Origin of the sequence: Aquabacterium sp. (assembly GCF_036279675.1) — a bacterium.
GTDB lineage: Bacteria > Pseudomonadota > Gammaproteobacteria > Burkholderiales > Burkholderiaceae_C > Aquabacterium.
This window is the reverse complement of sequence record NZ_DASUIS010000152.1, coordinates 1-8,616: the sequence shown is the minus strand read 5'-3', so window position 1 is coordinate 8,616 and position 8,616 is coordinate 1. Positions and strand designations below refer to the sequence as shown.

At 62.4% G+C, this 8,616-nt stretch carries 7 protein-coding genes; 3 read left to right on the top strand and 4 right to left on the bottom strand.

All coding sequences use genetic code 11. The features are described 5' to 3' along the window. Positions 1–199: 199 nt before the first annotated feature. The 4 genes from VFW93_RS17955 to VFW93_RS17940 all read right to left on the bottom strand — a co-directional run bounded on the left by VFW93_RS17955 (position 200) and on the right by VFW93_RS17940 (position 4,625). Entirely contained in the window at positions 200–1,444 is a 1,245-nt protein-coding gene (locus VFW93_RS17955) for a branched-chain amino acid ABC transporter substrate-binding protein (protein ID WP_329695321.1), read from the bottom strand. A 195-nt stretch (positions 1,445–1,639) separates the two neighbouring features. Then, positions 1,640–3,271 carry a 3-(methylthio)propionyl-CoA ligase gene (locus VFW93_RS17950; RefSeq protein WP_329695320.1) on the bottom strand — a complete coding sequence of 544 codons (1,632 nt, stop codon included), beginning with the start codon at positions 3,269–3,271 and terminating at the stop codon, positions 1,640–1,642. 168 nt (positions 3,272–3,439) lie between these two features. Next, a complete protein-coding gene (locus VFW93_RS17945; protein ID WP_329695319.1) occupies positions 3,440–4,174 on the bottom strand; it encodes a nitroreductase in 735 nt (244 codons plus the stop codon). A 1-nt stretch (position 4,175) separates the two neighbouring features. Further along, positions 4,176–4,625, bottom strand: a complete 450-nt coding sequence (locus tag VFW93_RS17940; protein WP_329695318.1) for a thioesterase family protein — start codon at positions 4,623–4,625, stop codon at positions 4,176–4,178. Positions 4,626–4,768: 143 nt separating this feature from the next. Between VFW93_RS17940 and VFW93_RS17935 the strand changes: the two genes are divergently transcribed. The 3 genes from VFW93_RS17935 to VFW93_RS17925 form a co-directional block, all read left to right on the top strand. Then, the gene (locus tag VFW93_RS17935) at positions 4,769–5,521 is read left to right on the top strand and encodes a TetR/AcrR family transcriptional regulator (protein WP_329695317.1); all 753 of its coding nucleotides are present in this window, start codon (positions 4,769–4,771) and stop codon (positions 5,519–5,521) included. Beyond that, complete coding sequence (locus VFW93_RS17930; RefSeq protein ID WP_329695316.1) at positions 5,518–6,666, top strand: efflux RND transporter periplasmic adaptor subunit; 1,149 nt, start codon at positions 5,518–5,520, stop codon at positions 6,664–6,666. Before VFW93_RS17935 ends, VFW93_RS17930 begins: the two co-directional genes overlap by 4 nt. 22 nt (positions 6,667–6,688) lie before the next feature. Further along, a partial coding sequence (locus VFW93_RS17925; protein WP_329695315.1) for an efflux RND transporter permease subunit occupies positions 6,689–8,616 on the top strand: 1,928 nt, incomplete at its 3' end.

Sequence of the window (8,616 nt, the reverse complement as noted above, 5' to 3'; positions counted from 1 at the left end):
ATCATGCTGAAAATGAGCGTCAGACCGGAGCTGAGCATGAACAGCAGCAGCCCGTAGCTGAGCCCGTTGAGGGCAAAGACAAAAAACGTTTCCATGACAGGCCCGCAAAGGTCGTTTCGCCAGCCACCGCCGGCACCACGATCAGGTCAAAAAAAGGGCATGCGGAACGCCATGGCGCCCCCGCATGCCCTCAGCGTCATCAGGACGGACGCTTCATCTGGCACGACGTGGGCGTGCTGGCCACGTACGCGTCAAACTGCTTGACCGGCACGAAGGTCATGCCAGTACCTTCGACGTTGTACGGGTTCTTCGCATCGGTCGGCGCCCACTTCGCCAGGAACAAGGTTTGCTGCAGTTGGTGGTCGGTCTTGCGCATCTCGACCTCACCGTTGAAGGTCTTGAACTTCAAGCCCTCCATCGCGTACGCCACCTTGACCGGATCGGTCGACTTGGCATTGGCCATGGCAATCGTCAGCATCTGCAGGCCAGAGTAGGTGGCGGCAGAGTAGTAGTCGTCGTTGAAGCGCTTCTTGAACTCGGCCACCAACTGGCCATTCAGACCACCCAGGTTGTAGTGGCCATAGCCGATCTGGTAGACGCGGCCATTGGCCGTCTTGCCCAAGGCGGTGGGTGTTCCACCGAAGTTGGCGTAGTAGGTGTAGAACTTGGCGGTCAGGCCGGCGTCGTTGGCGGCCTTGACCAGCAGCGCCAGGTCAGAGCCCCAGTTGCCTGTGATGACGGTGTCGGCACCCGATGCCTTGATCTTGGCCACATAGGGCGCAAAGTCACGCACTTGGGCCAGCGGGTGCAGGTCGTCGCCCACCACCTGGATGTCCGGACGCTTGCGCTTGAGGTTCTCCTTCGCGAACTTGGAGACCTGGTGGCCGTGCGCGTAGTTCTGGTTGATCAGGTAGACCTTCTGAACGTCCTTCTGATCCTTGATGAAAGTGGTCAGCGCCTCCATCTTCATGGAGGTGTCGGCATCCAGACGGAAGTGCCAGTAGCTGCACTTGCTGTTGGTCAGATCAGGGTCCACCGCAGCATAGTTCAGGTAGACGATTTCCTTGCCGGGGTTGCGCTCGTTGTACTTGTTGACCCCATCCACCAGCGCCAGCGCGGAACCCGATCCCAGCCCCTGCACGACGTAGCGGATGCCCTGGTCGGCTGCCGACTTCAAGGCATTGAGCGATTCAGCCGGGCTGAGCTTGTTGTCAATGCTCACGATCTCGAACTTCACGCCGGCCGGGTTGTTGGCATTGATCTTCTCGGCCACGAACTGGAAGCTCTTGACCTGGTTCTGGCCGACGCTGGCCATCAGACCGGACAGCGGATCGATCCAGGCGATCTTGACTGTTTCACCCTTCTGGGCCAACGCCGCGCCAGCGGACAGGCTGGCAGCTACCAGAAAGCTCAGCGTGCGAACTTGGGGAACATGGAAGCGCATTGATATCTCCGTGTCGTGATGAACCTGATCGTGGCCAATTTACCCCCCTGACTTGAGGGAGGCCGTCAGGGATGACCCGCACATTCCGGGTAGTGCGCGTAAATGAACAAATCCCGTGCGCATGCGCGCAACAGCGCACATGACACGCAAAAAAAGGCGCTCCAAATGGAGCGCCCTGTGTGCTTCACACAACGATCAAGCCGTAGGCAGCTTGTGGTCTTTGAACTTCTCGCGCAACTGCAGCTTGGAGATCTTGCCGGTGGCCGTGTGCGGGATCTCTTCCACGAACACCACGTCATCAGGCGTCTGCCAGTTGGGGATCTTGCCCTTGTAGAAAGCGATCAGCTCTTCCTTGCTGACTTCGGCTCCAGGCTTCTTGACCACCACCATCAGCGGACGCTCGTCCCACTTGGGGTGATGGCAGGCGATGGCGGCAGCCTCCTGCACGGCGGGGTGAGCCATCAGCGCGTTTTCCAGGTCGATGGAGCTGATCCACTCGCCACCGGACTTGATCACGTCCTTGGAACGGTCGGTGATCTGCATGTAGCCATCGGGGTCGATGGTGGCCACGTCGCCCGTGGGGAACCAGCCGTCATGCAGCGGCGACTTGTCGATGTTGAAGTAGCTGCTGATGACCCAGTGGCCGCGCACTTCCAGATCGCCAGCGGACTTGCCATCCCAGGGCAGCACCTTGCCTTCGGCGTCCACGATGCGCATGTCGATGCCATAGACCGACTTGCCCTGCTTTTCCAGCAGCTTCTGCTTGTCTTCCGTCGACCAGTCGGCGTGCTTGGACTTCAGACGACCCAGCGTACCCAGCGGCGACAGTTCGGTCATGCCCCAGGCGTGGATCACTTCGACGTTGTAGTCGTTCTCGAAAGTGCGGATCATCGCGGGCGGGCAGGCTGCGCCACCAATGATGGTGCTCTTGAAGGTGCTGAACTTCAGGTTGTTGGTCTTGACATGGTTCAGCAGGCCCAACCAGATGGTGGGCACGCCAGCGCTCATGGTGACCTTCTCTTCTTCGAAGAGGTTGTACAGCGAAGCGCCATCCAGATGGTGACCCGGGAACACCAGCTTGCAACCAACCATGGCAGCCGTGTAAGGCAGGCCCCAGGCATTGACGTGGAACATGGGCACCACAGGCAGCACGGTGTCCGTGGCCTTCAGGCTCATGGCGTCAGGCAGGGCAGCGGCGAACGCGTGCAGCACGGTCGAGCGGTGCGAGTACACGGCGCCCTTGGGGTTGCCGGTCGTGCCCGAGGTGTAGCAGATGGAAGCCGCGGTGTTCTCGTCGAACGAAGGCCAGTTGTAGTTGCCGTCTTCGGCCGCGATCAGGTCTTCGTAGCAATGCAGGTTGGGCAGCGCACACTCACGCGGCATGTTCTCGCGCGCGCACATCAGCACCACGTGTTTGAGCGTAGGCAGCGAAGGCGCCAGCTTCTCGACCAGCGGGAAGATGTTCAGGTCAACGAAGATGACCTTGTCTTGCGCATCGTTGGCAATCCAGGCCACCTGTTGCGGGAACAGGCGCGGGTTGATGGTGTGGCAGACGCGCTGCGAGCCCGAGACCGCGTAGTAGATCTCCATGTGGCGGTAGCCGTTCCAGGCCAGCGTGCCCACGCGGTCGCCCGCCTCCAGGCCCAGACGGTCAAGTGCCTGAGCCAGCTTGCGCGAGCGCAGTTCGACCTCGGTCCAGTTGGTGCGGTGCATGTCGCCTTCCACACGCTTGGACACGATCTCCACGTCGCCATTGTGGCGTGCTGCATGCGTCAGCAGCGAGGAGATCATCAAGGGCATGTGCATCATTTGGCCCATCAGGCTCATAGGAACTACCTCCGAACAAAGAGTGAAACGCAATTGACCAGCCAGGCCAAAACAGGAAACAGGCCGACTCAGATCGGCGGCCAGATCTTAGACCGAGCAGACCGGAAACCACATGAGCAACCATCAAGGGATAACCCTAGGATCCCCCTATTCCAGCATGGGTCTCGCTCAATCCAGGAAACGCGCGAAGCCAGATACAGGCTCCCGATCCGACAGTAAAGTATTGTCGATCGCATCCGGATCCGCATACCCCAGGGCCATCCCCACTACCACCATCTCGGTCTCGTCATCCAGTTCCAGATGGGCGCTGACGATGCGGTGGTACTGGTTGAACGCCGCTTGTGGACAGGTATCCAGGCCGCGTGCGCGCGCCGCGATCATGACGGTCTGCTGGAACATGCCGCAATCCATCCAGCTGCCTCGGCCCAAGCTGCGATCGATGGTGAAGATCAGCCCGACGGGCGCATCGAAGAAGGCGTAGTTGCGGCCCTGCTGCGCGTGCATGCGCGCCTTCTCTTCGCGGCCGATCTCCAGCAAACCGTACAGGTCGAGCCCGACCTGTCGGCGCCGATCGGCATAGGGCGGTTCCCACTTCGCAGGGTAATAGCCCTCTTCCGTCTTGTGCTGTGCCGCCTGAGCGGGGTCGTTGTACGCGGCCATGATCTTGTCGACCAGGCCTTGACGACTGGCACCCGTCAGCACATGCACACGCCAGGGCTGGGTGTTGCTGCCCGACGGTGAGCGCGACGCGACACGCAGGATCTCCTCGATCAGCTTACGCGGCACAGGCTTGGTCAGGAACCGCCTGATCGAGCGCCGCGACGTGATGGCGTGATCCACGGCAGCGATCGACTCGGGCGTGATCACATCCGGCTCACGCGGCACCGACTTCGGGTGGGGCATCTCAATCTGCCTTGGGCTTGACCTGCAGGGCTTGCAGCGCCTTCACGAAAGGCTCAGGCAAGGGCACGGGGCGACGCGTGCTGCGGTCCACATACACATGCACGAAGTGCCCCACCGCCGCCGACATCGGCTCGCCTTCATCGAACAGGCCGATCTCGTAGCGCACGCTGCTTTTGCCGATATGGGCCACGCGGATGCCGGCATCCACGTTCTTCGGGAACTCGAGAGAGGCAAAGTAGTTGCAATGCGTCTCGATGACCAGGCCGATGACGTCGCCCTGGTGGATGTCCAGCACGCCCGCCTCGATCAGGTAACGGTTCACGGCCGTATCGAAGTAGCTGTAGTAGGTCACGTTGTTGACGTGCCCGTAGATGTCGTTGTCCATCCAGCGGGTGGTGATGGTGCTGAAGTGGGCGTAAGCCGCCCGCTCTTGCGCTTGAGGTCTTTCCATGAATGGGCTCTGCAGAACTGACAAATCGAATTGCATGATAGCCAAGCCGGCCCCTTGCCAGCATCTGCGCAGACGGTTTGACCGAGCCGAATCGCACGGCTACATTACTGACCCACCAGTCAGTTATTTTGGAAGTCACCGCCTTGAGCCGCGTACCCTCGCCTGCTTCTGCCCTGCCCGTACCTGCGGACAAACCGGACGCCAGCGGGTCTTCGTGCCCGATCGCGGCAGCCGTGGCGGCTTTGGCCCCCAAGGTGCGCCAGCGGCGCAAGGCCGCCCGTCCGCACGAGTTGCTGGAAGCGGCCATGAACCTGTTCGTCGAAAAGGGCCTGGCGGCCACGCGAGCTGAGGAAGTCGCGAAGCTGGCCGGTGTATCGAAAGGCACGCTGTACCTCTACTACCCCAGCAAGGACGAGCTCTTCAAGGCAGTGGTTCGCGCCTACCTCACACAGGTCATCGTGGAAGGTGAAGAGTTGCTGGAGCAATTTGACGGCAGCACATCGGATGCCCTGCACCTGCTGGCCCACACATGGTGGTCGCGGGTGGGCTCGTCCAAGGCATCCGGGCTGCTGGTGCTGATCATGGCCGAGGCCGCCAACTTTCCGGAGCTGGCACAGTTTTATGTGGACGAGGTGGTCGCGCCCAGCCATGCCTTGCTGGCACGCGCCGTGCAGCGTGGCATCGACCGCCAGGAGTTCCGGAACATGGACGTGACCTCGGTCGTCCATGCGCTGATTGCCCCGCTGCAGTTCCTCATCCTGTATCGCCAGTGCACATCGGTCTGCACGGCCAACCCGGTACCGCTCGATCCGGAGCGTTTCATGACGACCCAGATCGAATTGCTGCTGAGAGGCCTCGAGGTCCGGCCCGGCACCGCACAACACCAAGAGACATGAGCAACAAAACCAAGTGGATCGCCCTGGCAGCCGGTGTGCTGGTTCTGGGTGGTGGCATCGGCCGCGCCATCGTGCACAAGAAGGCACAGCAAAGCGAACTGGCGCAGAGTTCTGCCAGCGCGCAGGCGCCCCAGATGACACTGACGTCACGCGAGGTCATGACCATCCAGCCGACTCCACTGACACACACCATCGCCATCTCGGGCAGCCTGAGCGCCCAGCGCTCGGCCATCGTCAAGGCCAAGGTGGCCGCCGAGCTGCTGAGCCTGAAAGTGCGTGAGGGTGACCATGTCAAGGCCGATCAGGTCATCGGCAAGCTCGACCCCCAGGAGTTCGACACCAGGCTGCAACAGGCCCGCCAGCAAGCTGCCACAGCCAAGGCCCAGTGGCAGATCGCCCAGCAGAACCTCGACAACAACCAGGCGCTCATTGCGCAAGGCTTCATCTCGCGCAATGCGCTGGACACCTCGCTGTCCAATGCCGCTGGTACCAAAGCGGCCTACGAGGCCGCACAGGCCGCCGTCGACCTGGCCAGCAAGGCCTTGAAGGACAGCACCGTGCGCGCGCCGATTGCCGGGCAGATCTCGCAGCGCTTCGTGCAAGCGGGCGAACGCGTGGCCGTGGATGGCCGCATCGTGGAAGTGGTGGACTTGAACAGCCTGGAGTTGCAGGCCCCACTCTCGCCGCAGGACGTCACGCAAGTGCGCGTAGGCAGCCCCGCCACTCTCCATCTTGACGGCTTGAGCGAAGCCGTCACTGCCCGCATTGCCCGCATCAACCCCAGCGCCACAGCCGACACCCGCTCGGTCATGGTCTACCTGGCCTTGCCCAGCCACCCTGCCCTGCGCCAGGGCCTGTTTGCCCAGGGCGAGATCATGCTGGCGCAACGCGACGCGCTCGCGGTACCCTTGAGCGCCATCACCAGGGAATCGGGCCGTGACCAGGTGCTGCGCGTCAGCCAGGGCAAGGTGAGCAGGGTCAACGTGAAACTGGGCACGCACAGCGGCAAGAGCCCCGATGGGCAGCCCATGCAGGAGGTGGTCGAAGGCCTGCAGGCTGGCGACATGATCGTGCGCAACGCCAGCGGCACCGTGCATGACGGCCAGGCCGTCAAGCTCGAACAGCCCGCCGCAGCCACGCGCTGATAGCCGTCAGGAAACGCACCGCATGTGGTTCACCCGCCTGTCCATCAACAACCCGGTGCTGGCCACCATGGTCATGCTGGCCCTGGTCGTGCTCGGTCTGTTCTCTTATCAGCGCCTCAAGGTCGATCAGTTCCCCGACATCGAACTGCCCACGCTGGCCATCCAGCTGGACTACCCCGGCGCCTCGCCCGAGATCATCGAATCGGAAGTCACCCGCAAGGTCGAAGAAGCCGTCAACACGGTGGCGGGCATCAACCAGTTGTACTCGCGCTCCTATGAAGGCAGCTCGGTCGTCATCGTGCAGTTCAATCTGGACGTCGATGGGCGCCGCGCTGCCGATGACGTGCGCGAAAAGCTCTCGGCCATCCGCCCCACCCTGCGCGATGAAGTGAAGGAGCCGCGCGTCCTGCGCTTTGACCCGGCCAACCGCCCGATCTTCTCGCTGGCACTGACCTCGCCGGATGCCTCGCAAAGCGAGCAGGCCTTGAGCACCTACGCCGACCAGATCCTGCGCAAGCGACTGGAAAACGTGCGCGGCGTCGGCTCGGTCAACCTGGTGGGCGCGCTCAAGCGCCAGATCAACGTCTACCTCAAGCCACAAGCGCTGCAGGCGCTGGGCCTGCGTGCCGAACAGGTGGCCAACGCCGTGCGCCTGGAAAATCAGGACCAGCCGGCCGGCAGCGTGCGCACCAAGGAGCAAGACCGCGTCGTGCAGATCGATGCGCGCCTGAAGACCGTGCGCGACTTCGAGCGCCTCATCATCACCACGCGCGCCAACCAGCCCATCCGCCTCAGCCAGGTCGCCGATGTGATCGATGGTCCGCAGGAGCTGGACACACTGGCCCTGTACAACGGCAAGCGCACGCTCGCACTGGAAGTCCTCAAGGCACAGGGCGAGAACACGCTGGATGTGGCCAAAGGCCTGCGCGAGGTGGTCACCCAGGTACAAAAGGAACTGCCACCGGGCATGAAGGTCGACATCATCCGCGACAACAGCCGCCCCATCGCCGTGAGCGTGTCCACCGTGCGCGAAACGCTGATCGAAGGCGCCGTGCTGACCGTGGGCATCGTGTTCCTCTTCCTGAACTCCTGGCGCTCCACCGTCATCACCGGCCTCACACTGCCGATCTCCATCATCGGCACCTTCCTGTTCATGTATGCCTTCGGCTTCTCCATCAACATGATCACGCTGATGGCCCTGAGCCTGTGCGTGGGCCTGCTGATCGACGATGCCATCGTGGTGCGCGAGAACATCGTGCGGCACGTGCAGATGGGCAAATCCGCGCTGGACTCGTCCATGGACGGCACCAGAGAGATCGGCCTGGCCGTGCTGGCCACCACCTTGTCCATCGTGGCGGTGTTCCTGCCCATCGGCTTCATGGGCGGCATCATCGGCAAGTTCTTCCACGAGTTCGGCATCACCATCGTGGCGGCCGTGATGATCTCCATGTTCGTGAGCTTCACGCTGGACCCGATGCTGTCGAGCATCTGGCATGACCCCGCCATTCACCGCCAGGGTGACGTCACCACGTCTGCATCCTGGTATGAGCGCAGCATCGGCCGCATGACGGGCGCGGTGGAACGCTGGGCCGACTCGCTGGGCGAGGCCTACCAGCACCTGCTGTCCTGGGCGCTGGACCACCCCTGGTGGACCATGCTGCTCGCAGCCGGCAGCCTGGTTGGCAGCCTGGCCCTGATGCCCTTGATGGGCACCGAGTTCGTGCCCAAGGCCGATTACTCCGAGACCTTCGTCAACTTCTATACGCCGGCCGGCACCTCGCTGGAAGCCACGGAGGCCCGCACGCATGATGTCGAAGCGCTGATCCGCCACATGCCCGAAGTCAGCTACACGCTGTCCACCATCAACACGGGCTTTTCATTGGGGCGCAACCAGGTCAGCATCTATGTGCGCCTGAAGGATCGGCATCAACGTCAACGCAGCGTGGACCA

Bases quoted from the DNA above. Each gene is read 5' to 3' on its own strand.
- VFW93_RS17955 (WP_329695321.1), bottom strand. From the start codon at position 1,444: ATGCGCTTCCATGTTCCCCAAGTTCGCACGCTGAGCTTTCTGGTAGCT.
- VFW93_RS17940 (WP_329695318.1), bottom strand. From the start codon at position 4,625: ATGGAAAGACCTCAAGCGCAAGAGCGGGCGGCTTACGCCCACTTCAGC.
- VFW93_RS17950 (WP_329695320.1), bottom strand. From the start codon at position 3,271: ATGAGCCTGATGGGCCAAATGATGCACATGCCCTTGATGATCTCCTCG.
- VFW93_RS17930 (WP_329695316.1), top strand. From the start codon at position 5,518: ATGAGCAACAAAACCAAGTGGATCGCCCTGGCAGCCGGTGTGCTGGTT.
- VFW93_RS17945 (WP_329695319.1), bottom strand. From the start codon at position 4,174: ATGCCCCACCCGAAGTCGGTGCCGCGTGAGCCGGATGTGATCACGCCC.